This is a genomic window from Novosphingobium ginsenosidimutans (assembly GCF_007954425.1).
Taxonomy (GTDB): domain Bacteria; phylum Pseudomonadota; class Alphaproteobacteria; order Sphingomonadales; family Sphingomonadaceae; genus Novosphingobium; species Novosphingobium ginsenosidimutans.
This window is the reverse complement of the sequence record NZ_CP042345.1, coordinates 2,973,353-2,990,189: the sequence shown is the minus strand read 5'-3', so window position 1 is coordinate 2,990,189 and position 16,837 is coordinate 2,973,353. Positions and strand designations below refer to the sequence as shown.

Below are 16,837 nucleotides of genomic sequence, written 5' to 3'. Positions count from 1 at the left end.
GCTGTTACTGGCCGCATTCTTGTTGACGGCGACGGCGGTCGCCGTCGCTGCGCCGCAAGATGACGGCGTCAATGTTGCGGCAGTAACAGGATCCGGCCTGCCGGCCACTCTAGGCGAATTCCATTTCTTCGCTGACGCCGCTGCCCAGCGACCGGCAGCAGGCGTAACGCCCTATCGCCTGCAAACGCCGCTCTGGTCTGATGGCGCGGAAAAGCTGCGCTTTGTCTATCTCCCCGCTGGAACCAAGGCCAAAGCCAATGGCGATGGTCTGCTCGACCTCCCGGTCGGCGCCGCCCTGATCAAGACTTTCAAGCTGGAAGGCCGCCTGATCGAAACGCGCGTGCTGCTCCACCGCGCCGATGGCTGGGTCGCGCTGCCCTATCAATGGAACCGCGAACAAACCGAGGCACGGCTGGCCCTGGCGGGCGCACGGCTGGAACTGACGACGCCGCAGGGACAGCCGATTTCCTATGCCATCCCCAACAAGAACCAGTGCAAGGAATGCCACCAGCAGGGCGATGCGGTGGTGCCAATCGGCCCCAAGGCGCGCAACTTGTCGGCGGCTTGGCTGGAGAGCTTCCACAAGGCTGGTAAGCTTGACTCTGTGCCAAAAGTGACCGCGCGCGTTCCGCTATGGGATGACCGCGCCAAACTCGCGGTCGCCCCGGTCGCACGCGGTTGGCTCGACAGCAATTGCGCTCATTGCCACAATCCCGGTGGCTCGGCCTCCAATTCGGGCCTGGACTTGCGGTGGGAGCAAGCCGACCCGGTCAAGCTAGGCATCATGAAACGGCCGGTGGCTGCAGGTCGCGGCTCGGGCGGGTTGGAGTTCGATGTGCTGCCGGGTCATCCGGAGCAGTCGATCATGATCTACCGGATGGGCAGCCTTGAGGGCGGGATATCCATGCCTGAAGTGGGCCGATCGAGCATCGACCCGGATGGACAGGCGGCCGTTGCGCGATGGATCAGGGAGATGAAACGGTGAAGCGTCTGGGCAAGTGGCTGCTGGGTATCATCGTGGTCCTTGTGGGCGCATTCCTGCTGTTCCGTACCCCCGATACCGATCCCGCTGAGATGAAGGCCAAGTACGGCGGCTCACCGTCTCAATTCGTCGATCTGGGTGCGGGGCTGACGGTCCATTTGCGCGATGAGGGCCCGCGCAATGCGCCCGTGCTTGTGCTGCTTCACGGCTCCAACGCCGATCTCCACACCTGGGATGCCTGGACCAGGACCCTGTCAAATCAGTTCCGCGTGATCCGCTTTGACCAGATCGGCCACGGTCTGACCGGGCCTAACCCGGCGGGCAAGCACACGCTGGAAGACATGGTCTCTACCACTGAGAAGGTTCGTGCAAAGCTGGGGATTGAACGGATGGCCCTGGCCGGCAATTCCATGGGCGGGGCGATCGCGGCGAAGTATGCGATGGTCCATCCCGAGCACCTCAGCGCCTTGATCCTGGTCGATGCCGGTGGAGCACCGCAATCGCCAGACCGCCAGGGCCGGGGCAATATCGGCTTTACCCTTGCCGCGACCCCGGGGGTGAATCTGGTGATGCGGTCAATCACGCCGCGCGCCCTGGTTGAAAGGAGCCTGCGCCAGAGTGTCTCCAACCAGGCGGTTGTCACCGATGCGGCCGTTGACCGGTATTGGGAACTGCTGCGCTTTCCTGGCAACCGGGCCGCCACAGCCGAGCGCTTCGCTACGCCCCGCAAGAGCTTTGCCGCGCAGGAGCTATCCGCAATCAAGAGCCCCACGCTGATCCTGTGGGGCGAGGAGGACAAGCTGATCTCCGTTGCCGGTGCGCACTGGTACAATTCGGGAATCGCTGGATCGCAGCTCAAGATCTATCCCCGCATCGGCCACCTGCCGCACGAAGAAGCGGCCGAGGCGAGTGCCGCAGACGTCAGATCGTTTCTCAGCCCACAACCCTGAGGGGGCACGTGCTGGACCTGTTGGACCACCTTCGTTAAGGGCGCTGGCAACAGGGACCCACGCCCCTAACGGAGAATTTGCTTGCGCAAGATCGGTTTGATCGGCGGGATGAGCTGGTACTCGACCCGCACTTACTACGAGCACATCAATCGTCTGGTTCAGGCACGCGTCGGCCAGGGTTCCAGCGCGTCAATGGTGATCGAAAGCCTGGACTTTGCCGAACTGTCCCGCCTGTCGAGCGACGCGGAATGGACCCGCGCTGCCAAGACCCTGGCGGCGGCTGCCAAGCGCCTCGAAAAGGCCGGGGCGACGGCTATCCTGATCGGCGCCAATTCGATGCACAAGGTCTATGACCAGGTTGCCAAGGCGGTGGATGTGCCGATTATCCACATCGCCGAATGCGTGGCCGAGCGGATGGCTGGCGGCCGGGTCAAGAAGGCGGCGCTGCTTGGTACCCGCAACGTGATGCTGGAAAGCTTCTATCGCCAGAAGCTGATCGCCCGCGATATCGAGTTGCTGCCGCCGGAAATGCCTTTCGTCGAAACGCTCGACCGGGTGATCTACGACGAGCTGCTAAAGGGCAAGGTCAGCCGCCAGGCCGAGCGAGAGCTGAAGACGATCATCACCAATCTGGAACAGGACGGAGCCCAGGCGATCGTGCTGGGCTGCACCGAACTGGAAATGGTTGTCGACGTCGATGCCAACGTCCTGCCGATCTTTGACTGCACCCGGATCCATGCCGAGGCGGCGGTCGACTGGATGCTGGCAGACGCGTGAGGGCCGCATACGCCTCTGACCCGGCGCAGTCGCGCGGGCGCGAGTTTCCGCTGGAAGCGGCGCTGGCCCGCGGGCCGCGCAGCCAGTTTCAGCGCGATCGCGACCGGATTGTCCACTCGATCGCCTTCCGCCGGTTGCGCCACAAGACCCAGGTCTTTGTCGCGCCCGATGGCGATCATTACCGCGTCCGCCTAACTCACAGCCTGGAAGTTGCTCAGATCGGCCGGGTCATAGCCCGGGCGCTGGGGCTGGATGAGGACCTCACTGAGGCGCTTTGCCTGGCTCATGATATCGGCCATCCGCCGTTTGGTCATGCCGGTGAGGACGCTCTGAATGCGGCGCTGGAACGCCACGGCGGGTTTGATCACAATGCGCAGTCGCTGCGTATCCTGATGCGGATTGAGAGCCCCTATTGCGAACACGACGGGCTCAACCTCTCATGGGAAGTGCTGGAGGGTCTGGCAAAGCACAACGGGCCGGTCGGCATGGTCAACTGGGCCTTGGCCGAACTCGATGCGGCCTATCCACTCGATCTTACCACCTGGCCCTCCCTTGAGGCACAGGTCGCCGCGATTGCCGACGACATTGCCTATGACAACCACGACATCGACGATGGCCTGCGGGCTGGCTTCCTTGAGCTGGATGAACTCCTGACACTCGATTCTGTGGCCGACCAGTGGCGCGCAATCGAACGCAAGTTTCCCGCCGCGCCGCAGGACCGGCGCCTGCGCGAGTTGGTCCGCAGCCAGATCGGCTGGATGGTCAACGACGTGATCGCCGAAACCAATGCGCGGGCCCAAGGCATGGACTGCGCGGACGATGTCCGGGCTGCGGGGCAGGCAACCTGTGTCTTTTCAACCGGGCTGGCGGCGCATGAACGCAGGCTAAAGCGCTTCATGTATGACCGGCTGTACCACCATCCCCAGCAGTTACAGACGGCCGAGCGCGCGCGGGCAGTGACGGCCGAGCTTTTCGCTGCCTATGCCCAGGATCCGGCGCTGATGGAGGGAGGCTGGGTCAGCCGCCTGCCGAGCGATGAGCCGCATCGCAGCCGCCATATCGCTGACTACATCGCTGGCATGACTGATCGGTTTGCGATCGCCTCGCATGCCGCGATCTATGGCCGCACCCCCGAAGGATTGCGCAATGTCTAAGGTTACCCGCATTGCCCTGGTCGGGGCTTCGGGTCTGATTGGGCAGAGCCTGATCAAGCTGGCGGTCGGCCGCAGCGACATCCGTCTTGTTGCCATTGCCCGCCGCGAGATTCCGCTGCCCACAGGCGCGCGGATGGAAGTGCTGGTCGCGCCGCCTGAGAACTGGGATGATGCCATCGCTGCATCCAACGCCGATGTCCTGGTTTCTGCGCTCGGCACCACGTGGAAGAAGGCGGGCAAGAGCGAGACCGATTTTCGCGCGGTCGATCAGCATCTGGTGCTGGCCTGTGCCAAGGCGGCCAAGGAGGCCGGGATGCGGCAGGTGATCGCCATCTCCTCGGTCGGGGCCGATGCCCTGGCCAAGAACTTTTACCTGAAGGTCAAGGGCGAGACCGAGCAGGGGCTTGGGCGCATCGGCGTTCCCCGGCTCGACGTGCTGCGCCCCGGCCTGCTGCGCGGCCCTCGCGAGGAATTGCGTCCGGCCGAGCTGGCGGGCCGGATACTTAGCCCTGTGGCCGATTTGCTGCTGCAGGGCCAGTACAGCAAGTACCGCTCAATCAAGGCCGATACGATTGCCAAGGCGATCATCGGACTGACCAAGGAAAAAGCTGCGGGGCGCTTTGTCTTTGAGCACGATGCCATCTTGCGGGCCGCCCGCAAGGCAGACTGAACCCTCGATCGGGGAAGGACCCGAAGGCCGGGATTGACTTGCCCGCTGGCTCCGGCCATCGCCCTCCGCATCGCTGATCGCGCGGGAGAGTTCCGACGATTCGTCTGTTGACGTCTCGTCGGGCGCCGAAGGAGCAACCGCCCCGGAATCTCTCAGGCACCAGGGACCGCGTGGGTCAATAGCGATACTCTGGAAAGTGTCCCATTCCTTGGGGCCGCCGAAGGGGTAACCTTGGACTTGCTCCAAGGGAAAGCTCTCAGGTTTCCGTGACAGAGGGGGCACCGATTTTGGTGCATTCTGTGCGGAGTAGACCTGTGGGCGACGTCCATTCGATCAACGATGAAGAAGCGGTAGAGCCCGAAGTGCTGATGCTGCCGCTTGACGCCTGGCACCGCGCGCGTGGTGGCCGGATGGTCGAGTTCGCCGGCTACTGGATGCCGGTCCAGTACGAGGGCATCATCGCCGAGCACACCTGGACCCGCGAGAGCGCCGGGCTGTTCGATGTCAGCCACATGGGTCAGCTGTTCATCTCTGGCGAGGGCGTCGAGGCGGCGCTTGAAGCCGTCCTTCCGATCGATCTTGCGACGTTGAAGCCCTATGGTCCGCGCTATTCATTGCTGCTGGACGAAAACGGCGGTGTTCTGGATGACCTGATGGTCACGCGCTGGAACTCCGGGTTCTATCTGGTGGTGAATGGCGCGACCAAGTGGGACGATATCGGCCACTTGCGCGAGCATCTGCCCGATGAGGTGACGATCAACCATCTGGAGGACAGCGCGCTGCTGGCCCTGCAGGGGCCGAAAGCCTTCGCTGCACTGGAGCGGGTGGTGACGGGCGAATATCCGCTTGCTGCGCTTACCTTCATGAAAGGCGGGCAGTTCAAGATTGACGGCATTGACGCCTGGATCAGCCGTTCGGGCTATACGGGCGAAGACGGGTTTGAGATTTCGATCCCGGCTGCCGATGCCGAACGCGTGGCCGATCTGATCTGTGCCCAGCCGGAAGTGAAGCCGATTGGCCTTGGCGCGCGAGATTCGCTGCGGCTTGAGGCCGGACTGCCGCTCTACGGTCATGACCTTTCACCCGACACCAGCCCAATCGAAGCCGGCCTGTTGTTCGGCATCAACAAGCGCCGCCGGACAGAAGGCGGCTTCCCCGGAGCTAACCGTATCATGCGCGAGATTGCCGAGGGCACTGCGCGCAAGTGGGTCGGGCTTGTGCTCGAAGGCCGCCAGGCTGCGCGCGAAGGTGCGACCGTCCACCTTGGCGCAGATCAGGTTGGCGTGGTCACCTCGGGCGGCTTTTCGCCCAGCCGCGGCGAGCCGATCGCCATGGCTTACATCGCCAGTGCCAATGCCGCGCCTGGTACCAAGCTTGAGATCGAGGTGCGGGGCAAGCGCCTCGCCGCCGAGGTCGTTTCCACCCCCTTCGTTCCGCACCGCTATTTCCGAGGAGCCTGACGCCATGACTCGCTATTTCACCCAGGACCACGAATGGATCGATGTTGACGGCACCAGCGGTGTGGTCGGCATTACCGACTATGCTCAGAGCCAGTTGGGCGACATCACTTATGTTGACCTGCCCGCTGCCGGCAGCACTGTGAAGAAGGGCGACGCCCCCTGCGTGGTCGACAGCGTCAAGGCTGCATCAGACGTCTATTCGCCCGTCAGCGGCACGATCACCTCCGCCAACGATGCGCTGGGTGATGCCCCAGAAACTGTTAACACCGACCCTGAAGAGGGCGGCTGGCTGTTCCGCATCGATCTCAGCGATGTGTCCGAACTTGAAGGCCTGATGGATAAGGCCGCCTACGACGCCTACGTCGCGGAGCTCTGAACCCATGCGTTATCTGCCCCTGACCCCGAGCGACCGCAGCGCCATGCTTGGCGTCATCGGCGCGGGATCGATAGACGATCTCTTTGTCGACGTACCCGCCGAAGCGCGCCTTGCCGGACCACTTCCAGGTCTGCCCTTGCGCCAGAGTGAAATGGCGGTGGAGCGCCATTTTTCGAACCTGGCCCGCAAGAACAAGGCCGCTTCCGATCATCCGTTCTTCCTGGGGGCAGGGGCCTATAAGCACCACGTGCCGGCCAGCGTCGATCACCTGATCCAGCGTGGTGAATTCCTGACCGCCTACACGCCCTACCAGCCGGAGATCGCCCAGGGCACGCTGCAGGTGCTGTTCGAGTTCCAGTCTCAGGTCGCGCGCCTGTTCGGCTGCGACGTCGCCAATGCCTCGATGTACGATGGCTCGACTGCGTGCTGGGAAGCGATCGGCATGGCCGGCCGAGTCACGCGCCGGAAGAAGGCGGTGCTGAGCGGTGGTTTGCACCCGCACTACGTCAGCGTGGCCAAGACAATGGCCCGCTTCACTGGCGATACGCTGGATACGGCCACGCCGGACCTTGGCAGCACCGACATGGATCGCCTGTTGGGTGCGATCGATGCCGAAACCAGCTGTGTCGTGGTCCAGTATCCGGATGTCCTCGGCCGGATCGAGGATCTCTCGCCGCTCGCCGCTGCGTGCCAGGCGGCTGGTGCACTGCTGATCGCCGTGGTGACCGAGCCGGTTGCCCTGGGCGCGATCAAGTCTCCGGGCGAAATGGGCGCGGACATCGTGGTCGGTGAGGGGCAGTCGCTCGGCGTCGGCCTCCAGTTCGGTGGCCCCTACGTTGGCCTGTTCGCAACCCGCGATAAATACGTCCGCCAGATGCCAGGTCGGCTGTGCGGTGAGACTGTCGATGCCACCGGCAAGCGCGGTTACGTGCTGACGCTCTCGACCCGTGAGCAGCACATCCGCCGCGAAAAGGCGACCAGCAATATCTGCACCAATTCAGGTCTTTGCGCGCTCGCCTTTAGCATTCACATGACCCTGCTGGGTGAGCGCGGCCTACGTGATCTGGCGGCTCTGAATCACGCCCGCGCAGTCCAGGTTGCCGATCTGCTGGCGGCGATCCCGGGCGTCAGCTTGGTCAACAGCAGCTTCTTCAACGAGTTCACAGTGACCCTGCCCAAGCCGGCGCGTGCCGTGGTGCACGAACTGGCCGCAAAGGGGGTGCTGGGCGGCGTTTCGTTGGGCCGGCTCTATCCGGAACTGACGGAGCTCGAAAATGGCCTGGTCGTTGCCGTTACCGAGGTCGTCTCGGACGAGGATATCGCTGCCCTTGAAGCAGCGCTGAAGGAGGTGCTGGCATGAACGCTCCGAACACCGCCGGCTGGCGTCCCGAAATGGGTGATGCCCACATCGCAAGTGAAGAAACCTTCACCGGCAACCGCGCATTGATGCTGGAAGAGCGCCTGATCTTCGAGATTGGCGATACGAGCACCACTGGTGTCGATATCGATCCGGCCCCGGCAGCAGCGTCGCGGCTTGGCAGCCTGGCTCGCGCAGACGCCATTGGCCTGCCGGGTCTGTCAGAGCCGGAAACGGTTCGGCACTATACCCGCCTTAGCCGCCAGAACTATGGCATCGATCTGGGCTTCTTCCCGCTCGGTTCCTGCACGATGAAGCACAATCCGCGCCTCAATGAAGCCGTGGCGCGGATGAAGGGCTTCAAGGATGTCCACCCGCTCCAGCCGCGCGAAACAGTGCAGGGCGCTTTGGCCGTGATCGACGAGCTGGCCCACTGGCTGGTGACTTTGACCGGCATGGACAGCGTCGCTATGTCGCCGAAGGCGGGCGCGCACGGCGAGCTGTGCGGGATCCTGGCGATCAAGGCTGCGCTCGAAGCGCGTGGCGAAGACCGCAAGGTCATCCTGGTGCCGGAAAGCGCCCACGGCACCAACCCCGCCACCGCCGCCTTTGCAGGATTCTCGGTCGAGAACATCCCGGCGACCGAAGCGGGCCGGGTCGATCTTGCCGCACTCAAGGCCCGCCTGGGGCCGGATGTTGCGGGCGTGATGATCACCAACCCCAATACCTGCGGCCTGTTCGAGCCAGACCTGAAGGCCATTTCCGACGCGGTCCACGCCGCCGGCGGCTATGTCTATTGTGATGGCGCGAACTTCAACGCGATCGTCGGCAAGGTGCGCCCGGGTGATCTGGGCGTCGATGCGATGCACATCAACCTGCACAAGACCTTCTCCACGCCGCACGGCGGGGGCGGGCCGGGTTCGGGTCCGGTGGTGCTGTCTGCGGCGCTGTCGCCCTTTGCACCGCTGCCTTACGTCAAGCGCGAGGCCGATGGCTCGCTGCGCCTGGTCGAGGAAGAGACCGCGGGCGAGGATCAGCCGGATAGCTTTGGCCGGATGGTCGCGTTTCACGGCCAGATGGGCATGTTCACGCGGGCATTGGCCTATATCCTCAGCCACGGTGCCGATGGCCTGAAGCAAGTGGCCGAAGATGCCGTGCTGAATGCCAACTACGTGCTGCGCAGCCTGGAAGGCGTGCTTGATGCCCCGTTTGGCCATTCCGGTCCGTGCATGCACGAAGCGCTGTTCACCGATGATGGCTTTGCCGAAGGGTTCTCGACCCTGGACGTTGCCAAGGGACTGATCGACGAGGGCTTCCACCCGATGACGGTCTATTTCCCGCTGGTAGTACACGGCGCCATGCTGGTCGAACCGACCGAGACGGAAAGCAAGGCCGCGCTCGACCAGTTCATCGGCGCGCTGCGTTCGGTGGCGATGCGCGCCAAGCAGGGCGATCCGGCGCTGAAGTCCGCACCACATTTCGCCCCGCGTCGCCGGCTTGACGAGACGCTGGCGGCCCGCAAGCCGGTGCTGGCCTGGAAGGGCGATAAAGGGGAGTAAGCGGCGATGTGGCAGGCGATGTTCTCGTTCACCAATGCGGTGGTCGTCATCGCCTGGCTCATCCTGGCGTTCCTCCCGCGCAAGCCGCTGGCGATGACCGCGGTGCTCTACCTCGGTGTCGGGCTGCTGTGCCTTTGCTATACAGTGATGTTCGCGGCTTTGCTGAGCGGTTCGGTCGACCCCGGCCAGGTCCCCGGCAGCGCCCCCTATGTTGCCTCGGACTATTCAATCGCCGGCTTGCGCAAACTGTTCTTATCCGACGGCGGGCTGGTGATCGGCTGGACGCATTACCTGGCGTTCGACCTGTTCACCGGCCTCTGGATCGCGCGTGACGCGGATAACAAGGGCTTCAGCCGCGCGGTACAGTTGCCGTTCCTGTTTGCGACCTTCATGGCCGGGCCGATTGGCCTGTTCACCTGGCTGATCGTGCGGGAACGCCGGGCGCGGGAAATGCACCCGGCGCAAAACCGCATCCGGCTGTAATCGGTCAGGCGGCTTCCTTGCTTGACGGCGCTTCGTAGTTCTCGGGCGTCAGGTCGATCCGTTCAATCCGCGGGGTCGCTTCGCGGCGGCGCATGCGAGTGCCAGTATTACCCTCTTCGAAACGGGCGGTGAGGGTATAGCGCTCGATCATGTAGAAGCCCGGCGCTGTCCCGCCATCCTTCTTGAGCGGCGCATAGATACGCTTGGCGATGTTGGCGAGGACCGGCTTTAGCCAGGACTTGTCGCCCGACGTGCGCAATGCCTCGATATCGGTTACGCGGCCATTGGCGTCGATCCAGAAGCCGACATCGGCCCATTGGTTACGTGCCTGGAGCGCGGTCAACCGGTTCAGCGTGTTAAGTCCCGGCTGGTCATCGGGCAGGTCCTTCTGCAGGTCGGTCCGCTGGAGCGGTTCGGCAAAGAGGAGGATCGGACGGGTCGCCCCACCACGCTCGGCAAAGCGCTTGATCAGGGCTTCCGTGCTGCCAGCGGCACCGGCCTTGCGATCAACCTTGGCCTTGATCACTTCGGCAGCAAGGGTAAAGTCGCTGCTTTCGGCAAGCGGTTGCTGAATGAGCTGATCAAGCCGTTCATTTACGTTCTTCAGGTTAAAGGCGTTGGGATTCTGGTCATACTGGCCGCGCCAGAGCAAGGCTTGGCGCAAGCGCGAAAAGCTGGCCACTCGCGGCTGTCCGGCAGCCAGCGCGCGCGCTTCGACTTCCTTGTAGATCCGCTCTGCTTCTCTCGCGAAACCTAGCTTGGCGCGGCTGTCACCCACTTCGATCTGCGCCACCAGAGTTCGGAAATCGTTCTCTCCAAACCCTTTTTTCAGGGTGTCGCGCATATCCAGGACAGAAAGCTGGAAATCCCGGGCCTCGCCCATCTGCTCGGCAATCCGGCCATTGGCGCGCAGCAGGTCCGATACGGGGACCGGGAAGGCGTCGCCATGCTTGCGGTTACGCCCCACCGAATCTTTCAAAGTTGCCCGGCTGTTCTTGTAATCGCCCGAGACGAACAGGTTCTCGGCATGGGCCAAGGTTGCCCTGATGTCTTCATCCGGCGGGCACTTCCGCTCGAGGCAGGCCCTAAGATCAGCCTCGGTCTGCTTGAGCGACTTGCCCGTGACGACAATATCCTGGGCCTTGGCCGGTAAGGCGAAGGCCAAGGCAACGGCAAGAGCAGGCAAAGAAAGGACAGCGCGACGCATTACAAGCTCCTGAAAGGCAAGTATTCGTCGCTGCCCTATCAGACTTGCATGGGCAAGGCATTGCTCATCGACCAAGCGCAAACCTGGTCGGGTCAATGGCACGTCGGATGGCTTAGCGATTGATCGCCTTGTCACCCGCGTCGCCAACAGACTCGATGTCGCGGCCCAAGCCCTTCACCGTATTGCAGGCAGACGTCGTAACCGCGACCGAAGCCAGCAAAATCGCGGCGATGATACGCTTCTTCATGGTTCGTCTCCGTTGCTTGGAATTCAGCGACCCTGTTTCACCTAGCTGGTGTTAACACAAGCCGAATGCAGCCCCTGCCTTGACGCCGCGCGATGAACCGAGCAGCGGAACGCGATGAACTGGGACTGGCTCTATAGCGACTGGGCGCCCTGGGCCGAGCTGGCCAGCGGCGCCGTGCTGGTCGCAGCGGTCGCCTGGTGGGGCGAGCGGAGGCGAATGCGCCGCAGCGATCCCGATGCCGTCGGTTTCATGCCCTGGGGCACCGTCTTTGTGCTGGCGCTGTTCGTCGTTCTGATCGCCGCCGTCTTTATCCTGCGCTACGCACTTTAGAGACAGGCTTCCAGATAGGCTTGGTCGAACCCAAACTGACGGGCCTTTTCCAGCGTGTAGGGCCGCAGGCCCGACGGGCGGAATTCGCCGATGATCTTGCCGTCGTCGCTCTCGTCCAGATACTCGAACTTGAACAGCTCTTGGGTGACGATCACATCGCCTTCCATCCCGATCACCTCTGTGATGTTGGTCGTGCGGCGCGAACCGTCGCGCAGGCGCTTGACCTGAACGATGATGTCCACGGATTCGGCAATCTGGCGCGAGATCGCTTCCTTCGGGATCTTGATGTCGCCCATCAAGATCATGTTTTCCATACGGCCCAGGCATTCGCGCGGGCTGTTGGCGTGGAGCGTACACATCGAACCGTCGTGGCCGGTGTTCATCGCGGCGAGGAGGTCAAAACACTCGGCGCCGCGGATTTCGCCCAGGATGATCCGGTCCGGCCGCATACGCAGCGCGTTCTTCACGAGATCACCGATGGTGATTGCGCCCTGGCCTTCAAGGTTGGGCGGACGGGTTTCGAGCGGCAGCCAGTGCGGCTGCTGCAGGCGAAGTTCGGCCGCGTCTTCGATGGTCAGCACACGCTCGCCCGGGTCGATCATCTTCGACAGGGCGTTGAGCATGGTCGTCTTACCCGAACCCGTACCGCCCGAGATGACGATGTTCATGCGGCAGGCACCCGCGATCTTGAGCGCGGTGCACATCTTGTCGCTCATCGAACCGAAATCGCGCAGCATGTCGAGCGTGATCGGCTTCTCGGAAAACTTACGGATTGATATCGCGGTGCCCCGCAGCGAGAGCGGCGGCACGATCACGTTGACGCGGCTGCCATCCTTGAGGCGGGCGTCAGCCAGCGGCGTGGTCTGGTCGACGCGGCGGCCGACCTGGTTCACGATCCGCTGTGCAATCTGGAACAGATGGCTTTCGTCGCGGAACCGGATCGGGGCAATCTGCAGCTTGCCCTTCTTTTCGATGTAGGTCTGGTCCGGCCCGTTGACCATGATGTCCGATACGTCGGGATCGTTGAGCAGCTCCTCCAGCGGGCCGAAGCCGAGCAGCTCGTCGATCAGGACCTTTTCGAGTGCGAACTGTTCGCGCCGGTTCAGCGTGACCTTCAATTCGGCCAGCACTTCCATGATGATCGGGCGGAACTCTTCGGAGAGTTCTTCCTTGCTCAATGTGGCGGCGGCTTCGGGATCGACGCGTTCGAGCAGGCGCGGCAGCACCTGTTCCTTGATCTTGTGGACCGAGGCTTCGAAGCCTTCGGCATTGTACTGGTTGTCGACCACGCCGTTGACGCGGTCCTGCAACCGGGTCATTGCGTCGGCCTTGACCGCAGGGTTGTCGTACGAGGCGGGCTCGGCCATTTCGCCAGGCAACGGCGGGAACTGGTCGCCGCCGGGGACGGGCGCCTTGGGCGTTTCAATGCCGCCCTTCATCGGGCGGGCAACACCAAACTGGGGGCGTGCCCCGGGTGCCATGCCACCAGCTCCGTTGCGTCGGCCGAATGCGCTCATGCTTCAAAATCCCAACTGTGCCCGGGCCGTGACCATGGTCTCGCATGGCTACTCCAGGGCTAAGCTGGATGGTGAATAGATCGGAAACTTTGATTATTTCCTAATGCCGCGATGCAGGCGGAAACTGCCGCTTGGCAAACCCACTCCGGCGGCTAAGGGTGCGACCATTCCCGCTCCTAAGGTAAAGCATTTGCCCGCTGAAAACCGTTCCGGACTGCTGTTTGCCCTGGCCGGGTTTGCCGTGCTTTCCGTTGGAGACGGCGTGATCAAGTCGATGGCCGGGCAGTGGTCGCCAGTGGCGATTGCAGCCCTGCGGTTCAGCATCGCTGCATTCGGGCTTGGGGCCTTGTTGGCCGCGCGCGAGGGGACTGCCGCAATGCGCCAGATGTGGCGCTGGCCGCAGGCCGGACGGGGCCTTGCGCTGGCAGTTTCATCAACCATTTTCTTCACTTCGCTGTTTGTCCTGCCACTAGCGACCGCGACCGCGCTGGGTTTTACCAGCCCGATGTTCGCGGCCTTGTTTGCTGCTATCCTGTTGGGTGAGCCAGCCCGCAAGGAAACCTGGATCGCTTCAGCCGTGGCCTTCATTGGGGTTCTGATCGTGCTGCGGCCAAACTTGGTGGAAGCTGGGTGGTGGGCCGTGCTGCCGGTCTTTTCGGCGATGACTTTTGCCTTGCTGATAATCGGCAACCGCTATGTAGCGGGACAGGCTTCAGGCCTGGCGATGCAGTTCGTGGTTGCAGCCTATGCAGCGCCAATCCTGCTGGTCGCCACCCCGCTGTTTGCCTTGACTGGAATCGAACGCTTTGCAGTGGGCATGCCGGACAGGAGCATTGTCGTCCGCTGCGCCGTGGTTGCCTTGACCGCCAGCTGCGCACATTGGCTGGTCTATCTCGGCACCACGCGCGCGGGGGCCGCAAAGGTCGCGCCGATGAGCTACATCCAGCTACTTGTCGCCAGCGTCATCGGCTGGGGTTGGTTCGGGGACCACCCCGATGGCTGGACACTGCTTGGTGCGGTCATAATCATTAGCGCCGGGCTCTACCTCTGGCGCGCCGGATTGGTGAAGGAACCGGCAGAGAGCGAATAGGCTCGACGAACGACACGCCATGTCGCTTGGTTTGTGGCGTGATCCCGCTAGAACAAGCGCTTCGCCGCGCTTGAGATATCCGTTCGATGAAGAAGCTTGTACTCGCTGCCCTCCTGACGCTTTCGGCTCCCCTCGGCGCGCAGAGCGCCGCGCGCAGCTTGCCCGAATGGATGGCCGGAACCTGGGTGCACGAGGATGGGGCAAGCTGGTCGGACGAAATCTGGACGGACGCGCGGGGCGGCCTGATGCTCGGCCTTGCCCGCACCGGGTTCGGGCCGCGGCTCGACAACTGGGAGATTGCCCAGATCCGGCGGAAGCCTGACGGTACGATCAGCTTCCTGGCCCAGCCGCAGGGCAAGCCAGCCAGCGAGTTTCCGATGGTGTTGGTCAGCGAGGAAGCGATCGAATTCGCCAATCCGGCGCACGATTACCCGCAGCGAATCCGCTATTGGCGCCAGGGTAAGCTGTTGATGGCCGAAATTTCCAAAATGGACGGCAGTCAGGTGATGCGCTGGAACTATCGCCCAGTCGTCCCCCCGCAGGATTGAGATTTATGACCGTTACTCGCCGCTTCGCCCAGGTCGACGTGTTTACCGCTGTGCCGCTGATGGGCAATCCCGTCGCCGTGGTGCTCGACGGGGAGGGGCTGACTACAGAGCAGATGCAGGCGATGGCGGCCTGGACCAACCTGTCGGAAACAACCTTTGTCCTGCCGCCGAGCCAGGCCGGGGCGGATTACCGGGTACGGATTTTCACGCCGAAGGCCGAACTGCCCTTTGCTGGTCACCCCACGCTGGGGACGGCGCATGCCGTGATCGAGGTGGGCATCGCGGCACCAAAAGATGGCCGTCTGGTGCAGGAATGCGCGGTTGGCCTGGTCGAACTGACGGTTGGTGCCGATCGCCTGTCGTTCCGTTTGCCGCGTTATGCCCTGACTGAGCTCAGCGATCCGGAGGCGACAGCCTGGATCAACGCGCCGGTCAGGGGCATGGCCCAGGCGGTCGATGTCGGGCCAGTCTGGCTAGTGGCCGAAGTGGACGGTGTTTCTGCGCTTGAGCACCTGGCCCATGATGAAGCCCGGCTGGCAGCTTACTATGTCCCCAAGGGATGGACCGGTGCCACGCTATTTGCTGCTGAAGGAGACCGGGTGGTGGTTCGCAGTTTTGCCCCTGGCGATGGCATCCCCGAAGACCCGGTTTGCGGCAGCGGCAACGGTGCAGCAGCAGCATTCCGGCTGAATGCCCGGCAGGTCGGCGATGGCGACAGCTACCGCGCCAGCCAGGGCCGCCAGGTCGGCCGCGATGGCTGGATCGACATCCGCTTCGAAGGGTCTAGTATCCATGTCGGGGGGCAGTGCGTAACATGCATAACGGGGACAGTGACGATCTAGCCAGGCCGGCCGCTGCGACAGCGGCCGAACGGATTGAGGCGCTTGACGCGCTGCGCGGCTTTGCGCTGCTGGGCATCCTGCTTGCCAACATACTCTATTGGTCCGGCTGGGGACTGATGAGCGAAGCCCAGCATCTGGCCTTGGCCGGGGCGGATGGCGCGACCTGGCAGTACCGGTTCCATCATCTGCTCATCGACGGGAAGTTCTACACGCTGTTTTCGCTGCTGTTCGGGGCCGGTTTCGCGCTCCAGCTGGCGCGGATCGAGGGGCGCGGCGGCAATGGCCTGGCGATCTACCGGCGGCGGGTGCTGGTCTTGCTGGGTATCGGGCTGATCCATTCCTGCCTGATCTGGGACGGCGATATCTTGACGCTTTATGCGCTGCTGGGGCTGATCTTGCCGCTGTTCATCCGTTGGAGCGATGCCCGGCTTGCGATTACGGCCCTGATCCTGATTTTCGCTGTGCCCTTTGCGGGGGTTGCCTTGTTCGATGCCCTGGGTTGGGCGCCGCACACCGCGCTCTACAACCTTGGCGACTCGGTCGCCCTGGCGCTTGGGACGCGACTGACGGAAGACAATGGCGTTGCCGTTCTGGCCAGCGGCCGCTGGGATCAGCTGGCAGCCTGGATCATCAGCGGCCCGATTTATGCCTGGGGGATCAAGCTTGAATCCTGGCGCATCCCGAAGGTTCTGGGGATCATGCTGCTGGGCCTGATCGTTGGGCGCTGGTTTGCCGGCGGGCGGTTGCCGGGCGACCGGACGCTGCTGCGCCGCACCTTGCTGGCAGGCCTGCTGCTGGGGCTGCCGCCAACCCTGGCCTATGCGTTCATGCCAAAACAGGATCAGGCGGACTGGTCCTCGCTGCTCGGGACGGTGCCGATGGCCCTGGCCTATGGCGCTGCTTTCCTGCTCGCCTGGCCCCATGCGCGCAGGGTGCAGCAGCTGTTTGTCGCGCCGGGCCGGATGGCACTGACCAATTATCTGAGCCAAACGCTGATCGGGATCGTGCTGTTCTATGGGGTTGGTTTCGGGCTTGTCGGGCAGGTCAAGCCACTGGGCATCTATGCTATTGCCCTGGGCATTTTTGCCGTTCAGATCGTATTCTCGCGGTGGTGGCTGGCGCGCCATGCCATGGGGCCGATGGAGCGGCTCTGGCGCAACCTGACTTACGGCCGCCGGCCGCAGTAGTCGCCATCGCTGCGAGACGAGCAGCCGATAACCGCCAGCGGCTCAATCGCGATCGGCCCGAGCTAGTCCGCCTACCCTTCAATTGAAACATGGCAGTCCTG

The 16,837-nt window shown here is 63.3% G+C and carries 18 protein-coding genes and 2 riboswitches; of the genes, 15 read left to right on the top strand and 3 right to left on the bottom strand.

All coding sequences use genetic code 11. The features are described from left to right. The first annotated feature begins 19 nt into the window (after positions 1–19). The 10 genes from FRF71_RS14675 to FRF71_RS14630 all read left to right on the top strand — a co-directional run bounded on the left by FRF71_RS14675 (position 20) and on the right by FRF71_RS14630 (position 9,768). Positions 20–985, top strand: coding sequence for an SO2930 family diheme c-type cytochrome (locus FRF71_RS14675; protein ID WP_238339278.1), 966 nt, complete (start codon positions 20–22; stop codon positions 983–985). Continuing rightward, positions 982–1,932 (top strand): alpha/beta fold hydrolase, encoded by a 951-nt coding sequence (locus FRF71_RS14670; RefSeq protein WP_147091358.1) that lies wholly within the window; start codon positions 982–984, stop codon positions 1,930–1,932. The genes FRF71_RS14675 and FRF71_RS14670 overlap by 4 nt, the downstream gene beginning before the upstream one ends. 81 nt (positions 1,933–2,013) lie before the next feature. After that, positions 2,014–2,709: an aspartate/glutamate racemase family protein gene (locus FRF71_RS14665; protein WP_147091357.1), complete on the top strand. Its 696-nt coding sequence runs from the start codon at positions 2,014–2,016 to the stop codon at positions 2,707–2,709. Beyond that, positions 2,706–3,863, top strand: a complete 1,158-nt coding sequence (locus tag FRF71_RS14660) for a deoxyguanosinetriphosphate triphosphohydrolase (protein WP_147091356.1) — start codon at positions 2,706–2,708, stop codon at positions 3,861–3,863. The genes FRF71_RS14665 and FRF71_RS14660 overlap by 4 nt, the downstream gene beginning before the upstream one ends. After that, the gene (locus FRF71_RS14655; protein WP_147091355.1) at positions 3,856–4,533 is read left to right on the top strand and encodes an NAD(P)H-binding protein; all 678 of its coding nucleotides are present in this window, start codon (positions 3,856–3,858) and stop codon (positions 4,531–4,533) included. Before FRF71_RS14660 ends, FRF71_RS14655 begins: the two co-directional genes overlap by 8 nt. A gap of 72 nt (positions 4,534–4,605) precedes the next feature. Further along, positions 4,606–4,712, top strand: a riboswitch (glycine riboswitch). Beyond that, positions 4,713–4,816, top strand: a riboswitch (glycine riboswitch). It begins immediately after the preceding riboswitch. Positions 4,817–4,901: 85 nt separating this feature from the next. After that, positions 4,902–5,993: a glycine cleavage system aminomethyltransferase GcvT gene (gene gcvT, locus FRF71_RS14650; protein ID WP_147091684.1), complete on the top strand. Its 1,092-nt coding sequence runs from the start codon at positions 4,902–4,904 to the stop codon at positions 5,991–5,993. Between the two features lie 4 nt (positions 5,994–5,997). Then, a complete protein-coding gene (gene gcvH / locus FRF71_RS14645; protein ID WP_147091354.1) occupies positions 5,998–6,369 on the top strand; it encodes a glycine cleavage system protein GcvH in 372 nt (123 codons plus the stop codon). A 4-nt stretch (positions 6,370–6,373) separates the two neighbouring features. Further along, the gene (gene gcvPA, locus FRF71_RS14640) at positions 6,374–7,729 is read left to right on the top strand and encodes an aminomethyl-transferring glycine dehydrogenase subunit GcvPA (protein ID WP_147091353.1); all 1,356 of its coding nucleotides are present in this window, start codon (positions 6,374–6,376) and stop codon (positions 7,727–7,729) included. Next, entirely contained in the window at positions 7,726–9,285 is a 1,560-nt protein-coding gene (gcvPB, locus tag FRF71_RS14635; RefSeq protein ID WP_147091352.1) for an aminomethyl-transferring glycine dehydrogenase subunit GcvPB, read from the top strand. The genes gcvPA and gcvPB overlap by 4 nt, the downstream gene beginning before the upstream one ends. 6 nt (positions 9,286–9,291) lie before the next feature. Beyond that, positions 9,292–9,768, top strand: coding sequence for an ABA4-like family protein (locus FRF71_RS14630; protein ID WP_147091351.1), 477 nt, complete (start codon positions 9,292–9,294; stop codon positions 9,766–9,768). A gap of 4 nt (positions 9,769–9,772) precedes the next feature. On the opposite strand, the gene FRF71_RS14625 is transcribed toward FRF71_RS14630, so the two are convergent. Both FRF71_RS14625 and FRF71_RS14620 read right to left on the bottom strand, forming a co-directional pair. Continuing rightward, positions 9,773–10,975 carry an energy transducer TonB gene (locus FRF71_RS14625; RefSeq protein WP_147091350.1) on the bottom strand — a complete coding sequence of 401 codons (1,203 nt, stop codon included), beginning with the start codon at positions 10,973–10,975 and terminating at the stop codon, positions 9,773–9,775. A gap of 112 nt (positions 10,976–11,087) precedes the next feature. Next, positions 11,088–11,222 carry an entericidin A/B family lipoprotein gene (locus FRF71_RS14620; RefSeq protein WP_147091349.1) on the bottom strand — a complete coding sequence of 45 codons (135 nt, stop codon included), beginning with the start codon at positions 11,220–11,222 and terminating at the stop codon, positions 11,088–11,090. A gap of 114 nt (positions 11,223–11,336) precedes the next feature. Here FRF71_RS14620 and FRF71_RS14615 point away from each other — a divergent pair, with 114 nt between their 5' ends. Continuing rightward, complete coding sequence (locus tag FRF71_RS14615) at positions 11,337–11,552, top strand: hypothetical protein (RefSeq protein ID WP_147091348.1); 216 nt, start codon at positions 11,337–11,339, stop codon at positions 11,550–11,552. Here FRF71_RS14615 and FRF71_RS14610 read toward each other — a convergent pair. Beyond that, positions 11,549–13,069, bottom strand: a complete 1,521-nt coding sequence (locus FRF71_RS14610) for a TadA family conjugal transfer-associated ATPase (RefSeq protein WP_147091347.1) — start codon at positions 13,067–13,069, stop codon at positions 11,549–11,551. The two genes, FRF71_RS14615 and FRF71_RS14610, sit on opposite strands and share 4 nt — an antisense overlap. Before the next feature lie 190 nt (positions 13,070–13,259). Between FRF71_RS14610 and FRF71_RS14605 the strand changes: the two genes are divergently transcribed. The 4 genes from FRF71_RS14605 to FRF71_RS14590 all read left to right on the top strand — a co-directional run bounded on the left by FRF71_RS14605 (position 13,260) and on the right by FRF71_RS14590 (position 16,736). Beyond that, on the top strand, positions 13,260–14,159 hold the full coding sequence (locus FRF71_RS14605; protein ID WP_238339276.1) for a DMT family transporter: 900 nt from the start codon (positions 13,260–13,262) through the stop codon (positions 14,157–14,159). Positions 14,160–14,245: 86 nt separating this feature from the next. Then, positions 14,246–14,707, top strand: a complete 462-nt coding sequence (locus tag FRF71_RS14600) for a DUF6265 family protein (RefSeq protein WP_147091345.1) — start codon at positions 14,246–14,248, stop codon at positions 14,705–14,707. Between the two features lie 5 nt (positions 14,708–14,712). Then, positions 14,713–15,549, top strand: coding sequence for a PhzF family phenazine biosynthesis protein (locus tag FRF71_RS14595; protein WP_147091344.1), 837 nt, complete (start codon positions 14,713–14,715; stop codon positions 15,547–15,549). Beyond that, positions 15,522–16,736 carry a DUF418 domain-containing protein gene (locus FRF71_RS14590; protein WP_147091343.1) on the top strand — a complete coding sequence of 405 codons (1,215 nt, stop codon included), beginning with the start codon at positions 15,522–15,524 and terminating at the stop codon, positions 16,734–16,736. Before FRF71_RS14595 ends, FRF71_RS14590 begins: the two co-directional genes overlap by 28 nt. Positions 16,737–16,837 lie beyond the last annotated feature (101 nt).